Genomic DNA, 19,246 nt, shown 5'->3' on the forward strand with positions numbered 1-19,246 from the left:
CCATGCCCAAATACATCCGTTCGCTGTCATGTGCCCCACGGACACGACGCAGCAGCCACACGCACGCAGGCCTTACGGGAAGGATCGTCCCCTTAAATTCATAGCCATTCGCTCAGAGCACGTCTTCCTTCTGCCCGTAAGCCACCGCGTTACGACCATGTAAGGAGTTGCCCCTTATGCATATCAGTGTCGCCGGAAAGCAGATCGCCCTGTCCGATGCCCTGAAACACAGGGTAAGCGCCCATCTGGACCGCATATCGGAAAAATATTTCGGACAGGCCATGGAAGCCCGCGTCACCTTCAGCCGCGCGCGTTCGTTCTTTACATGCGACATCAACCTCCATGCCACGCGCGGGCTGACCCTGCGCGGCGAAGGCGAGGCCGCCGATGCCCATTCGGCCTTTGATGATGCCGCCGAGCATATTGCAAGCCGCCTGCGCCGCTACCACCGCAAGGCCACCAAGCATGGCCACCAGAAAGCCCGCCAGCAGGTGCCCGAAGTCGGGCGCGGCTATATCCTGCGGCCCGGCATGCCCGCCCTTTCCCCCTCGGAAGACGACGTAACGAGCGAGGACGAGGACAGCGCGCTGCCCGCAACCGGCCCCTACGCCACCATCATTGCCGAGCACCCGACCGAGATCCCGACCCTGAGCGTGAGCGAGGCGGTAATGCGGCTTGACTTGGCCGACAGCCAGATCCAGCTCTTCCGCAACAGCAAGACCGAGACGATCAACGTGCTCTATCGCCGCCCTGACGGCAATATCGGCTGGCTCGACCCCTCGCTGCGCCCCAACTGACCCCCCCTTGGCAGGCCCTGCGGGCCTGCCCCCCAACGCAAAATGGCCCTGCCCCCAAAGAGGGGAGCAGGGCCATCTGTTTAGGGGGCATGCACCAGGTGCTAGTGCAGCGGCACCAGCATCATGTCGTGCTGGATGATGGCATTGACCGCATCATCGCGGTCCTCGGCGACCGCAAGGGGTGTGCCATCAGCGGCATGGATGGCGAAGGCATCCTCGCCCTCAACCTGCACTGCGCGGATATAGGCCACCGCTTCCATGCCCAGCCCGCGCAGTTCGCCCGTGCTGATCATGTGGGGGCTGGTTGTGGGCTGTGCCGGTTCGCCTTGCAGCAGCACCCGGCCATTGCGTGTCGTAACTCTCATGGCGTCATCTCCTGCATCATGAAGGGTCTCCATCACCCTTCGTCTCCGCATCGCAACGGGGAACCCCTGATTGCGCGGGTCAGTCCTCGTCAATCACCCTGACAACACGTTGCTTGCGCCCGGCGGGCACATCAACCACCGGCGCAACACGATCATGCGAGGCGGGCGGGCTGACCCGCGGGGCGCGGGCGATCTCGATCTTGCGCACACGTACTTCCGGCTGCGGGCGGGCGAGTTCGATATGCAGCAGCCCGTTATCCATCCACGCGCCGCCAACCTCGATTCCCTCGGCCAGCACGAACGCCTTCTGGAACTGCCGCGCCGCAATGCCACGGTGCAGGAAAATACGCCCTTGCCCGTCGTCGCTCTGGCGGCCACGGATGACAAGCTGGTTGTCTTCCTGCGTTATGTGCAGGTCTTCCATCACGAACCCCGCCACCGCGAGCGTAATGCGCAGCGTGGTGGGGCTTACCTGCTCTATGTTGTAGGGCGGATACCCGTCCGATGCATTCTTTGATGCCCGTTCAAGCATCTGCTCCAGATGGTCGAACCCAAGGAACATGGGCGACCCGAAAACTCTTCCCGACAAATCGGCCTCCTCTGCTGTGAGCGAGACAGGAAACGGAAAAAGCGGACCCGAAACGGCATCCGCCCTCCGTTCCCCTACGATATGGGAGAATAATAGAAATGCACAAGGGAGCAGACCGTACCGCGCCGGTGCATTTTGAGTGCATCACCACTGGCATCACGCGGGCGGAAACGCTAAATGGCGATCTATGATTGATCATGATGTCATCGCTCAGGCGACCCCCATGCCGATCCTGGTCGCGCCCCAGGCGGTCCTGCGCCAGAAAACCCGCCTTGTCCGCCCCGAGGACATGGGCGACCTGCGCACCACCATCCCCCGCATGTTCGCCGCCATGTACGCAGCCCCCGGCATCGGGCTGGCCGCACCCCAGGTGGGGCTTGGCATGCGCTTTGCCATTGTGGACGTGTCCGACAAGGGGGAGGCCCGCAACCCGCTCGTGCTGATCAACCCCGAGGTGATTGCCGAGACCGAGGACATGGCCGTGCGCGAGGAAGGCTGCCTGTCGCTGCCCAACCAGTATGCCGAGGTCATCCGCCCCGAGGCCGTGCGCGTGCGCTACCAGGACATGAAGGGCAAGAAGCACGAACTCGAGGCCAACGGCCTGCTGGCCACCTGCCTGCAGCACGAGATCGACCACCTTGAGGGCATCCTGTTCGTCGATCATCTCTCCACCCTCAAGCGCAACATGATCATGCGCCGCCTGGCCAAGGAACAGCGCCTCAAGCACTGAGTGCGCAGCGCGGATCACCGCCGCCGCCGGAACCCGACCTGTCACGCCAAGGGTTCCGGCCCAGACAGAACGGACCCACACCACATGCGACTGGCCTTCATGGGCACGCCCGATTTTGCAGTGCCCGCCCTGCGCGCCCTGCATCAGGCCGGGCATGACATCGTTACCGTCTATAGCCAGCCCCCCCGGCCTGCGGGCCGTGGCAAAAAGCTGCGCCCCTCGCCGGTGCATCTTGCCGCTGATGAACTGGGCATTCCCGTGCGTACCCCGCTCTCGCTGCGGCGCAATGCGGAAGAACATGCCCATTTCCGCGACCTGAAGCTCGATGCCGCCGTGGTCGCGGCCTACGGGCTGATCCTGCCTGTCGAGATGCTCGATGCGCCCGCGCGCGGCTGCCTGAACATCCATGCCAGCCTGCTGCCGCGCTGGCGCGGGGCAGCACCCATACAGGCCGCCATCCTGGCCGGCGACAGCGAAAGCGGCGTGACCATCATGCAGATGGATGCCGGGCTGGACACCGGGGCCATGCTGCTGCGCGACCATGTGGCGCTGACCGACCACACCACGGCCACCACGCTCCATGATGACCTTGCCGCCATGGGCGGCCGCCTGATCGTGGACGTGCTGGCGCAGCCACCCCACCCCGGCACCCCCCAGCCTGAAACCGGCGTGACCTATGTGCAGCGCCTGAGCCGCGAGGACGGCCGCATTGACTGGACCCGTCCCGCCGCTGAAATCGACCGGCAGGTGCGCGCGCTGACCCCCTGGCCGGGCACGTTCACCACGCTGGACGGGCAGGTGATCAAGATCGGGGCCGCAGGCGTGGCGCAGGGCAACGCGCAGGCAACACCCGGCACGGTGGTGGATGACGGGCTGCGCGTGGCGTGCGGCGGGGGCACGGCCCTGCGCATTACGCGCCTGCAACGCCCCGGCCGGGGCATGATGGAGGCCGCCGACTTCCTGCGCGGGCAGGCCGTGGCCGCTGGCACGCGGCTGGGCGGGGCGTGACCCACCAATGACCGAGACCACGCCCCCGCTCCCCGCCATTCCCACCATCCGCCCTGATGACATTGCCCCGCCTTCCGTCTGCCGCTGGGCCGTGCTGCTCGAATATGACGGGCGGGGCCTTGTGGGCTGGCAGCGCCAGTCGGCGGAGGATCTCGTATCCGTGCAGGGACTGCTGGAAGGCGCCGCGCGCAACCTGACCGGCGGCCGCACGGTGCGCAGCATCACGGCAGGCCGCACCGATGCGGGCGTGCATGCTGCGGGACAGGTCGCGCATCTTGATTTTCCCGCCGATGTCACGCTGTCGAGTGCGACGGTGCGCGACGGGCTGAATTTCTACATGAAGCCCCACCCCGTTGTGGTGCTCATGGCGCGCCCGGTGCTGCCGCACTGGAATGCCCGCTTTTCCGCCTGCGCGCGCGCCTATCGCTACCGTATCCTCAACCGTTCATCACGCCCTGCGCTTGATGAGGGGCGGGTCTGGCACATCAAGGCCCCGCTGGATGTGGACATCATGCAGCGCGCCGGGCGCTGCCTGCTCGGGCGGCATGATTTCACGTCCTTCCGTGCCTCGGCCTGCCAGGCGCGCAGCCCCGTGCGCTCGCTCGAGCGGCTCGATGTACGCCGCGAGGGTGAATACGTGGTGGTTGAAACCGCGGCCCGTTCCTTCCTGCACCATCAGGTACGCAACATGGTCGGCACCCTGAAGATGGTGGGGGAAGGCCGCTGGGAGCCGGAACGGGTGGCCGAGGCCCTTGCCGCCCGCGACCGCCGCGCCGCAGGCCCCACCGCCCCGCCAGACGGGCTGTGCCTGACGGCGGTGAGCTATGAGGACAATCCCTTCAGCCGGTAAAGCCCGGTTTCAGGAGACTGTCTGAAAAGTTAGCTCAGGAAACAGCCGGCAATCATAAGAAAGCTTCAAAGAACACCGCCTTTTTGAAAAAAGGCGGCACCCAAAGTTTTTATATTTTCCAGGATATTACCGGGCCTGACTTTTCAGACATTACCTTGATGCGGCTGCGCCTGCTGGACCATGAGCGGGTAGAGAAAATCATGCCATGCCCGCTGGTGGGGAGAAAGCAGCCCCGTCGCGGCAACCAGCAGCCCGAGGCTGCCCAGAATGGCCACCACCAGCAATACCGCCTGCCCGCGCCGCAGCAGCAGCCCCACGCGGGCGACGTACCAGGTCAGCCACAGGCTGTAGCCAAACTCAACGCCGTTGAGAATGCCCGCCCCCGTCGCTGATTGCAGCAGCTTGGGCGAGGCCAGCGCCATGAGCAGCGCCACCACGAGGCCGACAAACAGGGTGACCCAGTCCGTCCACCATGTCGCGGTGATATAGCGCATCCACAGCCCTTCACGCTTCCAGTGGCGGGCCAGCGCGTTGGTCACAACCGCAGGCAGCAGGATCAGGCACAGCGCGAACAGCACCTTGACACCACTGATGGCCTGCGGGGCAGCACCCAGCGTCAGGCCGCCGAGCACCAGCCACATCGCCAGCCGGGGGGCGAGGGCCGCGAGCACGGAATCGCGCGTATTGCCAAAATAGGCGATTCCTTCCGCGCGACCCCGTCCCAGCAGCATCATGCCTTTGAGAATACCGCCAAACCCTGATGCGTTCGGGGTCTGAGAGGGGCCGCGATCGGACATTAGCCCATTACCTTTTCAAGAAAACCAGAATAGATCGCCGTCAGCTGCTTCAGGTCGGCCAGTGCCACATGCTCATCCACCTTGTGCATGCTGGCCCCGACAAGGCCGAATTCGGCCACCGGGCAGTAGCGGCTGATGAAACGAGCATCAGACGTGCCGCCCCCGGTATCCAGCTTCGGCACATGGCCCGTTACCGCGCGCACGGCCCGGCGCAGGGCCTCGACCGGGGCATCGGGCATGGTCAGGAAGGATTCCCCGCTGATGGCAACCGCCACATCCGCCCTGGGCGCGTGCCGGGCCACCACCGTGCGGATCCAGCCTGCAAGGTCCGCGCCGGTATGCAGGTCGTTGAAGCGGATGTTGAGCCGCGCCTGCGCGCGTGCCGGTATGACATTGGTTGCCGTATTGCCCACGTCAAGGCTGGTGACCTGCAGGCTTGAAGGCTCGAACCACTCGCTGCCCGCGTCAAGCGGGGCCGCCGTCAGTTCGCCAAGCAGGGGGAGCAGCCGGTGAATGGGGTTATCCGCCCGGTGCGGGTAGGCCACATGCCCCTGCGCGCCATGCACGGTAATGCAGGCGTTCAGGCTGCCACGCCGCCCGATCTTGATGACCTCGCCCATCCCGCCCGGATTGGTGGGCTCGCCCACCACGCAGAAATCGGGGATCTGCCCGTTGGCCTGCATCCATTCCAGCACGCGCACGGTGCCGTTGGTGGCAGGGCCTTCCTCATCGCCGGTAATCAGCAGGCTGATCGTGCCCTGGGGCCTTGGCGTCTTTTGCAGGTACAGGCGCACGGCGGCGACGAAGGCGGCTATGCCCCCCTTCATGTCGCATGCGCCACGGCCGAACAGGATGCCGTCGTGTATTTCGCCGCCAAACGGGTCATGCGCCCAGGTGGCGTCACCCACCGGCACCACATCCGTATGGCCCGCAAAGCACAGATGCGGGTGCCCCGTGCCAAGGCGGGCGAACAGGTTGGGCGTGCGGGCGGCCCCCTCGCCAAAGGGCAGCAGGGTCACGCTGAAGCCGATGCCCTCGAGCACGGCGGCCAGCGCGTTGAGGGCACAGCCATCATCAGGCGTGACGGAAGGGCAGCGGATCAGTGCGCGCGCCAGCGCCACAACGCCACCGGGGTCCTGTTCCGGACCAGCCATTCCATCATCCGCCATCAGGTTGTGCCTCCGTTGCCGATCAGCCGCGCAGCAGCTCGTTGATCGAGGTCTTGGAGCGGGTGCGCTCGTCCACGCGCTTGACGATCACGGCGCAATCCAGCGACGGCAGCGGCTTGCCATCGGTCGAGGTGGCCTGGCGCGGCGGCAGGGTGCCGGGCACCACCACCGAGTAAGCCGGGACACGCCCCATGAAGACCTCGCCCGTGGCGCGATCCACGATCTTGGTGGACGCACCAAGGAACACGCCCATGGACAGCACGCTGCCGCGCTCGACCACGACACCCTCGGCCACTTCCGAACGCGCGCCGATGAAGCAGCCATCCTCGATGATGACGGGCGCCGCCTGCAGCGGCTCGAGCACGCCGCCAATGCCCACGCCGCCGCTGATGTGGCAGTTCTTGCCAATCTGCGCGCAGCTGCCGATCGTCACCCACGTATCGACCATGGTGCCGCTATCAACATACGCACCGGCATTGACGAAGCTGGGCATGAGCACCACGCCCGGCGCGATAAAGGCCGAGCGGCGCACGATCGAGCCGGGAACCGCACGGAAACCGGCGGCAGCGAAGGCGGCCTGATCCCAGCCAGCAAACTTCAGCGGCACCTTGTCATAGCTCGGCGCGCCCGCGCCGCCGCCCTCAACAAGGCGGTTATCATTGAGGCGGAAGGACAGCAGCACCGCCTTCTTGAGCCATTCATTCACCACCCAGCCGCCAGCGCCCGGCGTGGCCACGCGCAGCTTGCCCGAATCCAGCGCCAGAAGGGCGGCTTCAACGGCATCACGGTCGGCGCCGGTCGTGGCGGTGGACAGCGTCTCGCGACGCTCCCACAGGGCCTCGATCTGGCTCTGGAGGGATGTATCGGTCATATCGGCAAAATCCTGTCTGGGCTGGTTTTCCCGGCCTGTCATGGCCGCAAACCTGTATTAATCTGCCCGCGGACCATGCGGAGGATCAGGGGGAATGTCAACGCACTCCCCTGCCCGCCAGCCCGCGTGGCACTGCGCATCATGCGCTGCGAATGAGGGTTCCGGGCCCGGCTTCGGTAAAGAGCTCGAGCAGGCAGGCATGCTGCACCCGGCCATCGAGAATGACGGCGGCCTTGGCGCCGGCGCGGACGGCCTCGAGGCAGGTTTCCACCTTGGGGATCATCCCGCCCGAGATCATGCCGCTGGCAATGCCCTTGCGGGCGTCCTCGGCCGTGAGTTCGGGGATCAGTTTGCCATTACCATCAAGCACGCCCGGCACGTCGGTCAGCATCAGCAGGCGGCTGGCATTGACCGCGCCCGCGATGGCGCCGGCAGCGGTATCGGCATTGATGTTGTAGGTCTCGCCATTCGCACTGCTGCCAATCGGCGCAATGACCGGAATCAGCCCCGAGCCTGACAGCGCATAGATCACGCGCGGGTCGATGCGCTCGGGCTCGCCCACAAAGCCAAGGTCGAGCAGGCGATCGGTTTCAACGCCGTTTTCCCGCGCGCGACGGATGAGCCTGCGCGCGGTGATCAGCCCGCCATCCAGCCCCGAAATGCCGACCGCCAGCGCGCCAGCGCGGTTGATGAGGCCCGCCACCTGCTTGTTCACCTTGCCGCCAAGCACCATCTCGATCACGTCGATCATGGCGGCATCGGTCACGCGCAGGCCATCGATGAAGGAGGATTCGATCTGCAGACGCTTGAGCATGGCGCTGATCTGCGGGCCACCGCCATGCACCACCACAGGGTTGACGCCCACCTGCTTTAGCAGGGCGATATCGTGGCCGAACGCGGTGGACAGCGTGGTGTCAACCATCGCGCTGCCGCCATATTTCACCACGACCGTATCACCCGCATAGCGCCGCAGATAAGGCAGCGCCCTGGCCAGAACCTCGGCGCGTGCCTGTGCGTCCTGATCAGCCGATCCTGTTCCTGTCATCCGAACGGTCCCTTCGCTCCTGACTGCTTCATATCCATTGCCCCGCCACATCACGGGGGCGGGCCCGCATGCGGCCTAGACCGGGTTGGCCAGGCGGGCGAGTTCGGCCCGCAGTTCCTCGATCCCGGTTCCAGTCGTGCTGCTCGTGGCCAGCACATCGGGGAAGGCGGCGGCATGCGCGCGCACGATCTCACCCACTTCGCGCAGCTTGGCTGCGAGCGCGGGCGGCTTTGGCACATCGCACTTGGTCAGCACGACCTGAAAGGTCACGGCCGCGCGGTCCAGCATCTTCATGATCTCTTCGTCGCTGGCCTTGAGTTCCACCCGGCTGTCAAGCAGCAGCACCACGCGGCGCAGCGTGGGCCTGCCACGCAGGTAGGAGAACATCATGCCCTGCCAGTCTTCCTTCACCGCCTTCGCCGCCTTGGCAAAGCCGTAGCCCGGCATGTCAACGAGCGTGAGGCGGTCGGCAAGTTCAAAGAAGTTGAGCTGCTTGGTCCGCCCCGGCTCGGACGAGGCGCGCGCCAGCGCCCTGCGCCCGGTCAGCGCGTTGATGAGGCTGGACTTGCCCACGTTGGAGCGGCCGGCAAACGCGATCTCGGGCAGGATCGGGTCGGGCAGCTGCCCAAGCTTCTGCGCGCCAAACACGAAGTTGAATTCACCGGCAAACAGCACGCGACCGGTCTCACGGTCGCGTTCCATTTCCTCTGGCGTGGGGGCTGGGGTCGAGAAATCCACCATGTTGGTCCCTGCGGTCATTTCTTCCCGGCCGGCAGCTTGGCCTGGCCGGTCGCTGCTGCGGCGGCCTTGGTGTTCATGCGGCGCTGGATCACGGTCTGCTGCAGCATGGTCAGCAGGTTGTTCCAGCAATAATAGATCACGAGGCCAGCGGGCTGGCGCGCCATGAAGAAGGTGAAGATGATCGGCATGAACTGGAACATCTTCTGCTGCGCCGGATCAACCGAAGGGGCCGGGTTCAGCTTCTGCTGGATGAACATGGTCAGCCCGAACGCCATCGGCCACAGGCCAAGCTGGAGCATGGGCGAGATGACCGAGGGATCCCACGGGATCAGCCCGAACAGGGTGAACAGGTTTGTCGGGTCAAAGGCCGAGAGGTCATGGATCCAGCCAAAGAACGGCGCGTGACGCATCTCGATGGTCACGTACAGGTCCTTGTACAGGCACCAGAACACGGGGATCTGCAACAGCATGGGCAGGCAGCCGCTGGCGGGGTTCACGCCTTCCTGCTTGTACAGCCCGATCATCTGCTGGTTGAGCGCCATCTGGTCGTCTTTATAGCGCTCGCGCAGGGCTTTGATCTTGGGCTGGAGCTGGCGCATCTTGCCCATGGAATGGAACTGCTTGGTAGCCAGCGGGAAGAACAGCGCCTTGACCAGCAGGGTGAACGCCATCAGCGCGAGGCCAAAATTGCCCAGCATGGTGTTCAGCCAGTCCAGCACCGTGAAAATGGGGCGCGTGAGGAACGCAAACCAGCCGAAATCAACCGCTTTCCAGAAATCGGGGATATGCTGGCTGGATTCGTATTTCTCCAGCAGCGGCACTTCCTTCGCGCCGGCAAAGACATGGCTCTCGGTGCTGGCCTCGCCGCCTGCCGCCACAACCAGCGGCGCGCGCGCGGTAAAGCCGACATCATAGATGCCCTTGTCCCCGCCCTGCGAGAGGAAGGCGTAATTGGCCGCGACATCGCTATCCTGCTGCGGAATCACGGCAGACAGCCAGTATTTGTCGGTAATGCCGGCCCAACCACCCTGGCCGGACTTGGACCACGCGATGTTGCCCGGCGGCACGGCTCCCTTGCGCAGCGACTTGTAGGAGCTTTCATCAAGCCGGTGGTCAATGACCGAGATCGGCCCCTCATGCACCAGGTAGCCGCCCGTCTCGACCGGGGTATAGCCACGCTCCACGCGAGAGAACGGATAGAGTGACACCCCATCGCTCCCGTGATTGACCACCTTCTGCGTGACCGTGAACATGTAGTTGGGGTCAATGGCGATGGCGATCTGGAACACCTGACCCTGGCCGTTATCCCAGCTCAGGGTCACGGGCTGGGCCTCGGTCAGCCTGTCGTGGTCGGCGGTCCAGACCGTATTGGCGTCGGGCACGCGCACCTGACCGCCGCTGATGTTGGTCCAGCCGACTTCGACAAGGTTGGGCTGCTCGCCGCCACGCGGCGCGAGCACGCGCACCAGCGGGCTGCCGTCCTTGACGGTTTCATGGTAATTCTTGAGCACGAGGTCATCGAGCCGCGCGCCACGCAGGTCAAGCGAGCCAGCCACCCGACCAGCGTCAATCGTGACCCGCGGGTCGGGCGCGTCGGGCTTTGCCGCCTGGTCAGCTGCAGGGGTGGCAGCAGCATCGGCTGCGGCAGGAGCGGGCGCCGGTGCTGGCGCGGGAGCCTGCTGCTCGACTGTCTTATGGTTCTGCTGTGGCAGGAAATACTCGAAACCGACCAGCACTACGGCAGACAGTGCCGTTGCCACCATAAAACGCTTGATATCCATCAGCGACCCGCCAGACTTTTACTGTTTTGCATGCCACAGCCGCAGGCCGTGCCCGGAACAGGGTCGTGACCGCCCGCGTTCCACGGGTTGCAGCGCAGGATGCGCCACCCGGCCAGCACGCTGCCACGCCCTGCCCCATGAAGGGCAATCGCGTCACGCGCATAATGACTGCATGAAGGGGAGAAACGGCAATGCGCGCCCCAGATGGGACGGATCACCAGTTGATAGGCGCGAATCATCGCGCGCAGCACATGGGCAGGCAGGCTGATGGAAGACGTGCTCACGATCCTTCCTTCACCCCGGCCTTGCTCAGGGCCTTGCGGTAATCGGCCAGAAGCGACTCGAACCGCCGCCCCCGCGTGCCAGAACGGCCTATGACCACGATATCGACGCCCTCAAGCGCCTGCTCGCGACCCAGAATCCGCACCACCTCGCGCAGGCGCCGCCGCACGCGGTTCCGCACGACGGAATTACCTACTTTTTTGGTAACGGTAAAACCAAAGCGGGCGGCATCCGCATCACCGCGTTCAAGCGCCTGCAGCACCAGCCCCGGCATGGGAGCCTTGCGCCCCCTGGCCGCGACCCGCAGGAACTCGGCGCGTTTTTTAAGACGCGTGGACTGATCGGCCACTTCAAGCCGCCCCTTTGTAGAGACATTCATCGTTGCGGGCCCCTGAAGGCCCGTAACGTAAAGACGTCACCTGCCTCAGGCAGAAAGACGCTTGCGGCCCTTGCTGCGACGGTTTGCAACAATCTTGCGGCCACCAACGGTTTCCATACGCGAACGGAAGCCGTGGCGACGCTTGCGGACCAGCTTCGAGGGTTGATACGTGCGCTTCACAACGGCACTCCCAGATTGACAATGACAGACAGGTTACGGAATAAATTCCATCAGGCCCCGCACCATGCGCACGACCCGAGCGGCGCCTTATACTGCCGCTTTCGGGCAACGTCAATGCTGCCCGCCCTTTGAGCCCGAACCGGATGATTTCCATGTCCAGCCCCTCCCCCGACTCCGCCACTTCCATGACCGAAGCGCTCAGGCGGCATATCCACGACATTCGTGGCCACCTCTCGCCTGCCATGCTGCGGGCGGATTCGCTGGCCCTGAGCAAGGATGAGCGCACCCGGGCCGCCGCGCGCGACATTATTGCAGCCCTCGAGGCCACCACGAAGGAACTCAGCGCCATGCGCCGCCTTTTGCCCGCGCGCCAGCCCTGACGGTAATCAGGCGTGGGGCTTTTCGATCAGTTCGATCTTGTAGCCATCCGGGTCTTCCACAAAGGCGATGAAGGTCGTGCCGAATTTGACCGGCCCTGGCTCGCGCGTGACCTTGCCGCCACCGGCGCGCACCTTCTCCACCAACGCCTTCACATCCGGCACGCCCAGCGCGAAATGACCAAAGCCGGTGCCCACGTCATAGCCGTCATCAACGCCCCAGTTATAGGTCAGCTCGATTTCGGCCTGGCCTGCGGCATTGTCGCCATAGCCAATGAATACAAGAGTGTATTTGCCTTCAGGCACCACCCTGCGCCGCAGCTCCTGCATGCCCAGCAGGTGGTAGAAGGCAAGGCTTGCCTCGAGGTCGCGCACGCGCACCATGGTATGGAGGTAGGTTCCCACTGGTGTCTGTCCCTTCAGGTTGTTCTTGCGTCCCCGCCCGCAAATCCGGCGAGGAACAGTCCGGCCTCATCCGCCATGGCAATGCACGCAGCGGGATCGGTCATCAGCGTGGCCCCGGCCTCGATGGCAATGCCGCGCAGTCCCGCTGCCGCAGCCCCCGCTACCGTGCGTGGCCCGATGGTGGGCAGATCGGCGCGGCGCTCCTGGTCGGGCTTGGCCATTTTGACCAGAACGCCGCCCGGCCGGTCGGGTTGCCGCAACGCGCCCACGCGCTCGAGCATGCGGTCGGTGCCTTCCAGCGCCTCAACCGCCAGCACCAGCCCGCCCTGCACTACACAGCCCTGCCCGATATCAAGCGCGCCCAGCTGGCGCACCACCCGGCGGCCAAGTTCCATATCGGCCAGGGCGGCTTTATCAGGTGCATGACACCCCATCGCGCCCTGACGGGCCACGGAACCGGCAAGATATTCATGCGCGCCGCGAATGGTGAAACCTTCCTCGCCCAGCACGCGCACGATGGCGCCCAGCAGGCCGTCATCACCCGCGAAAAGGGCCTTGCCGATGCGCGCGAGAATGCGCGCACCCGTGGCATCAGGCCGTAGGTTAACAAGGGAGGGCCGCCGCACCGGGCCAATCAGCACCAGGTCGCGGCAGCCATGTTCATGCAGGGCGGACAGGATTTCACCTGCCGCGGCAAGGCGGATCATGCGGTGGGGCCAGGGGCCGATCACATCCGGCTCGGCAAACCCCTGAAAGCCCACAATAAAAACCTGCCCCCCGGCCTGCGTTACCGCACGGGCCACCTGGCCGGGCAACGGGCCGCCACCGGCAAGGATGCCGACACACCGCCCCGCAGGCCGAGCGGCTTCCCGCTCAGGCGCCATCGCTCTCGATCATGTCGCCGCTCTGCACGCGTACAAGCCCGCGATGGCTGGGAGCTGCGATAAAATCGAGAATTTCAACCACGCGCGCATCATCACCATAGGTCTTGCGCACCTGCTCGAGCCGGGTCTGGAACACGGTGCCGGTGGCATGCGCCGCCTTGGGGTACAGGCCGCGGAAGGCCTGGCGCATGCGCCGGATCTCATCGGGCTGCACGCCGTTGCGCCGCAGCCAGATCCAGTGCAGCCCCACCAGCCGCGCCCGGTTGCCCAGCACGCTGCCATACGGGATCACGTCGGCTTCCACGCCACACACGCCGCCCACAAGGGCCGCGTGGCCGATGCGCACGAACTGGTGCAGCGCTGCCGCCCCCATGATGCGGGCATCATCGCCAATCGTGACATGGCCGCCCATGACCACGTTATTGACGATGATCACCCCACGCCCGAGCGTGCAGTCATGCGCCACATGCGAGTTGGCCATGATCAGGCAGTCCGGCCCGATGCGGGTGACGCCCGTGCCAGTGGCCGTGCCGCGGTGAATGGTCACGTTTTCACGGATGATGGTGCGGGGCCCCACCACGCACGCGGTCGGCTCGCCCCTGTATTTCAGGTCCTGCGGCGCCATGCCCACGGTGGTGAACGGATAGCACACGACCCCCGCGCCCAGCGTGGTATGGCCATCAACCACCACATGCGAGATCAGTTCGGCATTATCGCCGATCTCGACATCAGGCCCGACCGTGCACCACGGCCCGATCCGGACCCCGCTGCCAATGCGCGCCCGGCTGGAAACAATGGATGACGGATGGATTTCAGGCGCTTTGTCACGCCGTTCATCCAGTTGGGTACCGTTAGATGAACTTCCTGCCAGAATAGCCTCCATCCCCGCAAGTAACTGTGGCTTCACAAACCTTGGGCCGCGCTGCGACCCGTTCCCTGCGGGATTACCCCATGATCATGGCGCTGAACGTCGCCTCGGCAACGGACACGCCATCAACGCGCGCAACGCCCTTGAACTTCCAGACATTGGCGCGGCTGCGTTCCTTCTCCACATGAATGTGCAGCTGGTCGCCCGGCCCCACGGGGCGGCGGAACTTCGCGCCGTCGATGGTCATGAAATAGACCAGCTTGCCCTCGAAGGCCTGGCCGAGCGTCAGCACCACGAGGGTCGCCGCCGTCTGGGCCATCGCCTCGATGATGAGCACGCCCGGCATGACGGGGCGGGCAGGAAAATGCCCCTGGAAATGCGGCTCGTTGACCGTGACATTCTTGATGCCAACCGCCGACTGCCCGAGCACGATATCGACCATGCGGTCAATCAGCAGGAACGGATAGCGATGGGGAATCGCTTCCATGATCCGCATGATGTCAATCGATTCCAGGGTCGCGGGCTTGGCGTCCGCTGGCAGTGCCTCTACTTCTTTATCCACGTCGTCCAACCACTTGTTCGGTAAGGAAGGGAAAACCTGCCACCAGACGGGCCAGGCGCCTCCTACCGGTTGAATATCTGATGACGTCTGGCGATCAGGCCCTGTCGGCCTTTTCCCCGCCGCCATCCTGCGTCGTTTTCCTGGCCATGCGACGCAGAAAGGCCACGTTCCGGAAGAATTCCCGGAAAGGCATCGCCGGACTGCCGATCACATCGGCCCCGGCATCCACATCGGACATGACACCACACTGTGCCCCGATCCGGGCCTTGGCACCGATCTTGATGTGCCCGATCAGCCCGGCCTGCGCCGCGACGGTCACGAAATCACCCAGTTCGGTGGAACCGGAAATCCCTGCCTGGGACACCACGATACAACAGCGCCCCAGCCGCGCATTATGGCCAATCTGCACCAGATTGTCGAGGCGCGAGCCCGCGCCGATCACGGTATCACGGATCGACCCGCGATCCACCGTGGAATTGGCGCCGATCTCCACCCCGTCTTCCAGGATGACACGGCCAAGCTGCGGCACGTTCTCGAAACCCTCGGGCGTTACGGCAAAGCCGAACCCGTCCTGCCCGATGCGCGCGCCGGGCAGCAGGGTCACCCGCTCGCCCAGCAGCGCGTGCGAGATGGCGACATGCGCGCCAATGCGGCAACGCGCGCCGATCTCGACACCCGCGCCAATGCTGGCATGGGTACCGATATCAACCCCCGCCCCCACGCGCACCCGCTCGCCCAGGACGGCAAACGCGCCAATGGCGGCGGTGGGATCGATCTCGCAGCCCGCGCCGATCACGGCGCTGGGGTGAATGCCGGGGGTCACCGGCGGCGCGGGATAGAACAGGGTGGCGATGCGCGCCCATGCCTGGTACGGCGCGCGCGACACGAGGGCCGCCGCATGCGCGGGCACCTTGTCGGCAAAGGCGGGAGCCACGATCACCGCGCCCGCGCCCGTGCCTTCAAGCAGGGGCAGGTAACGGCGGTTATCAAGAAAGCTGACCTGCGCGCGCGTGGCGGATTGCAGGGGCGCTATGCCGGTAAACCGGCCTGTCCCGTCCCCCTCCTTCGCTGCGCGCAGCTCGGCCCCGCTGCACCGGGCCAGATCAGCCAGACCGAAAGGCCCCTGCGTGACAAAGAAGCGTGGATCGCCCGGTATGTTGTCCGGCGTCACTGTCATGAAACGGACCTTAATGCTTGGCGGGCGCTGCGGCCGCCGGGGCGGGAGCGGGCCTGTCGGCATCGGCCGTGGTGGGCATGGTGCCCGATTTGGCCAGCACTTCGGGGTCGGCATCGGCTGCGGGGATGAAGACGGTGGGCAGCACCGCGTTGAGCTGGGTCGCCACCTGCTGCGTGATGTCAAGCGGCTCCTGGCTCAGGGCCACCTGCTCACGGTGCAGGACGAGGTTCATGCTGCGGCTGGCGGCCACCTGGCGAATGATCTGGACCAGTTCACGCTCGATCTGGCCCAACGCCACCTGGGCCGCCTCCTGGATCACGCGGTTGCGGTTGCGGAAATCCTTCTGCGCCGCCATGACCCGCTCCTGCAGCTTGCGCTCCTGGGCCTGGATCTGGTCGGATGACATGGTCTTCGCCTGGCCCTGCAGCTTCTGCTGCTCATCGCGCCAGCCTGCCTGCTCTTTCTGCGCCTCACGGGCAAGGTCATCGCGCCGGGCGCCGAGCACGCGCTCGGCCTGCTGGGCCGCACTCGACAGGCGCATCACTTCCGGCACGCTGATCACGCCAATAACGGGCGCGGGCGGCGGTGCGCTCTTGGGCACGTCAGGCGCCTTGGGCACGGGCGGCAGCGGCAGGATCGGCGGATTCTGGGACTGCGCTTCCTCGGTATCGGACGGGGCGGCGGCGAGCGGCATGGGGGGCGCCGCCTCATGCTGGGGGGCATGGGCCGCGGGCTGCGCGGCCTTGGGCACGAACCACCCGGCATTGCCGCCGGCTCCCTGCGCATGGGCGCTCGATACGGCCTGATATCCCCACCCGAGCAGAGCGGTTGCGGCAAGCAGACGGATGCCGGATTTACGCAACATTATCACCTCAGAATTGTTGGCCGAAGCCGAAGCGGAGCAGCTGGGTCCTGTCATTGGTTCCCTTGTGCAGGGGAACACCCAGATCGATATTCACGAGACCGAACGGACTCTTCCACGCAATGCCCACGCCTGTCGAGACAACAGGCGTCAGCGTATCGTCATACACCGGCGTATATTTCGGCCAGTCCTTCATGGAGGTATAGCGGCGGCGCACGCGCAGACCATCGAGGCCACCCATATCCACGAAGTAACGCCCCTTGATGCCCATGGCCGAGGCGAACGGAATGGGGAAATCCACCTGCGCCGAGGCCGTATACATGAACCGGCCACCAAGGAAGTCCTGCTGCGAATGCATCGGGTTGCCGTCACGCGCGGGAATGGCGTAGCTTCGCGGCCCGACGCCGCCATCCATGAAGCCGCGCAGCGAGTTACCACCAAGGTAGAAGTTATCGATGATGTCGCTACGACCGCCGCCCCAGTTCATGATGTCGCCCGCGCCACCACGGAAACTGACGGTCCACTCATGGTTGCCCATGATGCTGTCGAGCGGAATGTAGTAGGCGGCATCGATCTTGCCACGCAGGTAGCGCTCGTTGCCGCCGATACCCGCGAAGTCACCACCCACACGTACCACGAAACCTTTATGCGGCTGCTGCCGCCGGTCGCGTGTATCGTATGTCAGTGTGGTGCTCAGCTGCGACAGCAGCGACCAGCCGGACTGATCATGCACGTAGTACGATGAATCCGACCATGTATCGTCCACCTGCCGGTCGGTCAGCGTATAGTTCCACGACTGCGACAGGTGGTTGTTGTAGGAATAACCCATCCGCAGCGTGATGCCATACCGGCCTTCAGAATAGCTCTGATAGGTCATGTAATGGTTCTGCATGCCGAAGATGTCGATACCGGCCACGAGGTTGCGGTTGAGGAAATACGGGTCGGTCAGCGAGATGTCGGCCTGGTCTTCGTAATACGCGGCCGTGCCGGTAAAGCCGGCATCAATGCCGGTGCCGAGCAGGTTATGCTGCTTGAGGCCAAGGTTGCCGAGCACGCCGGCGTCGGTCGAGTAACCGCCACCAAGCGAGAACTCGCCGGTGGGCTTTTCCACCACATCGGCCGAGATGTTGACCTTGTCCGGCGCGGAACCTGGGGTCTGGTCGATCGAGACGGTCTTGAAGAAGCCGAGATCTTCCAGAATCATCTTGGAATATTTGCGGTCGAGCGGGGTGTACGGATCGCCTTCGGCCATGGGCAGCTGGCGGCGGATCACCTTGTCCTCGGTAATGGTGTTGCCGTTGATGTCGATGCGCTCGACATACATCCGCGGCCCTTCGCTGATGTCGAACAGCAGGTTGACGGTGCGCTTTTCGGGGTTGCGCGCGATCTCGGGGTGCACCATGGCGAAGGGATAGCCCTTGCCCTGCAGCATTTCCTGCATGTTGGTGGCGTTATGCTGGATCGCGCTGCCATCATACCACTGCCCATGGAAGAGCGAGATGTACTTCTTCATCGAATCCGCCGAGACATGCCGCAGCGAGGACTGCACGCTCATCTTGTTCAGACGGTAGCGCGGGCCTTCCTCCATCGTATAGGTGATGTAGAAGCTCTTGCGGTCGGGCGAGAGTTCGCCCGTGGCGTTCTTGATCTGGAAATCGACAAAGCCGTTCTTCAGGTAGAAACGATGCAGCAGTTCGGCATCATATTTGATGCGCTCGGGGTTGTACTGGTCGCTTGAGGCAAAGAAGCGGTACCACGCCGTCTCCTTCGAGGAGACGACGCCCGCGAGCTGCGCGCTGCTGAACGACCTGTTGCCAACGAACGTGACCTTCTTGATCAGGGTCTTCTGCGCTTCGTTGATATGGAAGATCACATCCACCCGGTTATGCGCGAGCCGGATGATCTGGGGGGTGACGGTGGCGGCGTAACGCGCCTTCTCGGCATAGACGCCCAGGATCTTCTGGCGGTCGGCCGAGATGCCCTGCGGCGAGTAGACCGCGCGCGGGCGCAGCGAGATGACCTTGGTCAGGTCCTCGTCCTTGGCGGCGTGATTGCCCTCGAACACGATGCGGTTGACGATCGGATTCTCGACCACATGCACCTCGAGCACGTTACCCACGCGCTTGAGCGTTACATCATGGAACAGGCCGGTGGCGTAGAGTGTCTTGAGCGAACGGTCGAGCAGATCCTGATTGAACCGGTCACCGGGCTGCACGACCATGTAGGACAGGATGGTGCTGGTCTCGATCCGGCTGTTGCCCTTGATGTCAACCGCCTCGATCGGGTCCTCCAGCGGGGGGGGCCTGATCGCCTCGACCTGCGGGGCCTGCGCATCTTCCCCGCCGCCTGGCGCCGTCTCTCCGCCGAATGGCGTGTTCTGTGCCGCTTCATCCTGTGCGTGGGCGCCAGCGGTCCAGAACAGCGGCACAACGCAGACAGACGCAAGCAGCGCTGAACGTTTACTCGACAATATCGCTATTCCTCACCACTCGGCATGCGGATCAGCCATGCATTAAGACCGGATGGA

23 protein-coding genes are annotated in these 19,246 nt (G+C 64.7%); 5 read left to right on the plus strand and 18 right to left on the minus strand.

Going from position 1 to position 19,246, the window contains the following annotated elements; genetic code table 11:
* Positions 1-176: 176 nt before the first annotated feature.
* Entirely contained in the window at positions 177-797 is a 621-nt protein-coding gene (gene hpf / locus DV027_RS00720; protein WP_130730072.1) for a ribosome hibernation-promoting factor, HPF/YfiA family, read from the plus strand.
* A gap of 101 nt (positions 798-898) precedes the next feature.
* Here hpf and DV027_RS00725 read toward each other — a convergent pair whose 3' ends face one another.
* Both DV027_RS00725 and DV027_RS00730 read right to left on the minus strand, forming a co-directional pair.
* The gene (locus DV027_RS00725; RefSeq protein WP_130730073.1) at positions 899-1,162 is read right to left on the minus strand and encodes a DUF1150 family protein; all 264 of its coding nucleotides are present in this window, start codon (positions 1,160-1,162) and stop codon (positions 899-901) included.
* 79 nt (positions 1,163-1,241) lie between these two features.
* On the minus strand, positions 1,242-1,724 hold the full coding sequence (locus DV027_RS00730) for an Hsp20 family protein (protein ID WP_130730233.1): 483 nt from the start codon (positions 1,722-1,724) through the stop codon (positions 1,242-1,244).
* A gap of 214 nt (positions 1,725-1,938) precedes the next feature.
* On the opposite strand from DV027_RS00730, the gene def reads away from it, so the two are divergent.
* The 3 genes from def to truA all read left to right on the plus strand — a co-directional run bounded on the left by def (position 1,939) and on the right by truA (position 4,339).
* Complete coding sequence (def, locus tag DV027_RS00735; RefSeq protein WP_130730074.1) at positions 1,939-2,481, plus strand: peptide deformylase; 543 nt, start codon at positions 1,939-1,941, stop codon at positions 2,479-2,481.
* Between the two features lie 84 nt (positions 2,482-2,565).
* A complete protein-coding gene (gene fmt, locus DV027_RS00740) occupies positions 2,566-3,489 on the plus strand; it encodes a methionyl-tRNA formyltransferase (RefSeq protein ID WP_130730075.1) in 924 nt (307 codons plus the stop codon).
* A 7-nt stretch (positions 3,490-3,496) separates the two neighbouring features.
* Positions 3,497-4,339 carry a tRNA pseudouridine(38-40) synthase TruA gene (truA, locus tag DV027_RS00745; RefSeq protein ID WP_130730076.1) on the plus strand — a complete coding sequence of 281 codons (843 nt, stop codon included), beginning with the start codon at positions 3,497-3,499 and terminating at the stop codon, positions 4,337-4,339.
* A 143-nt stretch (positions 4,340-4,482) separates the two neighbouring features.
* Here truA and DV027_RS00750 read toward each other — a convergent pair whose 3' ends face one another.
* The 9 genes from DV027_RS00750 to rpmH all read right to left on the minus strand — a co-directional run bounded on the left by DV027_RS00750 (position 4,483) and on the right by rpmH (position 11,584).
* Positions 4,483-5,136, minus strand: coding sequence for a hypothetical protein (locus tag DV027_RS00750; RefSeq protein WP_207303386.1), 654 nt, complete (start codon positions 5,134-5,136; stop codon positions 4,483-4,485).
* Positions 5,136-6,290 (minus strand): succinyl-diaminopimelate desuccinylase, encoded by a 1,155-nt coding sequence (dapE, locus tag DV027_RS00755; protein ID WP_130730235.1) that lies wholly within the window; start codon positions 6,288-6,290, stop codon positions 5,136-5,138. Before dapE ends, DV027_RS00750 begins: the two co-directional genes overlap by 1 nt.
* 37 nt (positions 6,291-6,327) lie before the next feature.
* Entirely contained in the window at positions 6,328-7,176 is an 849-nt protein-coding gene (dapD, locus tag DV027_RS00760; RefSeq protein ID WP_130730077.1) for a 2,3,4,5-tetrahydropyridine-2,6-dicarboxylate N-succinyltransferase, read from the minus strand.
* A 139-nt stretch (positions 7,177-7,315) separates the two neighbouring features.
* Positions 7,316-8,221, minus strand: coding sequence for an acetylglutamate kinase (argB, locus tag DV027_RS00765; protein ID WP_130730078.1), 906 nt, complete (start codon positions 8,219-8,221; stop codon positions 7,316-7,318).
* Positions 8,222-8,296: 75 nt separating this feature from the next.
* The gene (gene yihA, locus DV027_RS00770; RefSeq protein WP_130730236.1) at positions 8,297-8,962 is read right to left on the minus strand and encodes a ribosome biogenesis GTP-binding protein YihA/YsxC; all 666 of its coding nucleotides are present in this window, start codon (positions 8,960-8,962) and stop codon (positions 8,297-8,299) included.
* A gap of 14 nt (positions 8,963-8,976) precedes the next feature.
* Positions 8,977-10,743: a membrane protein insertase YidC gene (gene yidC / locus DV027_RS00775; RefSeq protein ID WP_130730079.1), complete on the minus strand. Its 1,767-nt coding sequence runs from the start codon at positions 10,741-10,743 to the stop codon at positions 8,977-8,979.
* The gene (yidD, locus tag DV027_RS00780) at positions 10,743-11,027 is read right to left on the minus strand and encodes a membrane protein insertion efficiency factor YidD (RefSeq protein WP_110566655.1); all 285 of its coding nucleotides are present in this window, start codon (positions 11,025-11,027) and stop codon (positions 10,743-10,745) included. The genes yidC and yidD overlap by 1 nt, the downstream gene beginning before the upstream one ends.
* Positions 11,024-11,374, minus strand: a complete 351-nt coding sequence (gene rnpA / locus DV027_RS00785) for a ribonuclease P protein component (protein WP_130730237.1) — start codon at positions 11,372-11,374, stop codon at positions 11,024-11,026. The genes yidD and rnpA overlap by 4 nt, the downstream gene beginning before the upstream one ends.
* 75 nt (positions 11,375-11,449) lie before the next feature.
* Positions 11,450-11,584: a 50S ribosomal protein L34 gene (rpmH, locus tag DV027_RS00790; protein ID WP_078526639.1), complete on the minus strand. Its 135-nt coding sequence runs from the start codon at positions 11,582-11,584 to the stop codon at positions 11,450-11,452.
* Between the two features lie 152 nt (positions 11,585-11,736).
* Between rpmH and DV027_RS00795 the strand changes: the two genes are divergently transcribed.
* Positions 11,737-11,964 carry a hypothetical protein gene (locus DV027_RS00795; protein WP_130730080.1) on the plus strand — a complete coding sequence of 76 codons (228 nt, stop codon included), beginning with the start codon at positions 11,737-11,739 and terminating at the stop codon, positions 11,962-11,964.
* Between the two features lie 6 nt (positions 11,965-11,970).
* Here the strand turns inward: DV027_RS00795 and gloA are convergent, their stop codons facing one another.
* The 7 genes from gloA to bamA all read right to left on the minus strand — a co-directional run bounded on the left by gloA (position 11,971) and on the right by bamA (position 19,189).
* Complete coding sequence (gene gloA / locus DV027_RS00800) at positions 11,971-12,366, minus strand: lactoylglutathione lyase (protein ID WP_130730081.1); 396 nt, start codon at positions 12,364-12,366, stop codon at positions 11,971-11,973.
* A 14-nt stretch (positions 12,367-12,380) separates the two neighbouring features.
* Positions 12,381-13,250, minus strand: coding sequence for an LpxI family protein (locus DV027_RS00805; protein ID WP_130730082.1), 870 nt, complete (start codon positions 13,248-13,250; stop codon positions 12,381-12,383).
* Entirely contained in the window at positions 13,240-14,091 is an 852-nt protein-coding gene (gene lpxA / locus DV027_RS00810; RefSeq protein WP_130730238.1) for an acyl-ACP--UDP-N-acetylglucosamine O-acyltransferase, read from the minus strand. Before lpxA ends, DV027_RS00805 begins: the two co-directional genes overlap by 11 nt.
* 103 nt (positions 14,092-14,194) lie before the next feature.
* Entirely contained in the window at positions 14,195-14,680 is a 486-nt protein-coding gene (fabZ, locus tag DV027_RS00815) for a 3-hydroxyacyl-ACP dehydratase FabZ (RefSeq protein ID WP_078528062.1), read from the minus strand.
* Between the two features lie 94 nt (positions 14,681-14,774).
* Entirely contained in the window at positions 14,775-15,920 is a 1,146-nt protein-coding gene (gene lpxD, locus DV027_RS00820; protein WP_130730083.1) for a UDP-3-O-(3-hydroxymyristoyl)glucosamine N-acyltransferase, read from the minus strand.
* The gene (locus DV027_RS00825) at positions 15,868-16,722 is read right to left on the minus strand and encodes an OmpH/Skp family outer membrane protein (protein ID WP_130730084.1); all 855 of its coding nucleotides are present in this window, start codon (positions 16,720-16,722) and stop codon (positions 15,868-15,870) included. Before DV027_RS00825 ends, lpxD begins: the two co-directional genes overlap by 53 nt.
* Positions 16,723-16,729: 7 nt before the next feature.
* Complete coding sequence (gene bamA, locus DV027_RS00830) at positions 16,730-19,189, minus strand: outer membrane protein assembly factor BamA (RefSeq protein ID WP_207303388.1); 2,460 nt, start codon at positions 19,187-19,189, stop codon at positions 16,730-16,732.
* Positions 19,190-19,246 lie beyond the last annotated feature (57 nt).

Source organism: Komagataeibacter xylinus (assembly GCF_004302915.1).
Classification (GTDB): Bacteria; Pseudomonadota; Alphaproteobacteria; order Acetobacterales; family Acetobacteraceae; genus Komagataeibacter; species Komagataeibacter xylinus_C.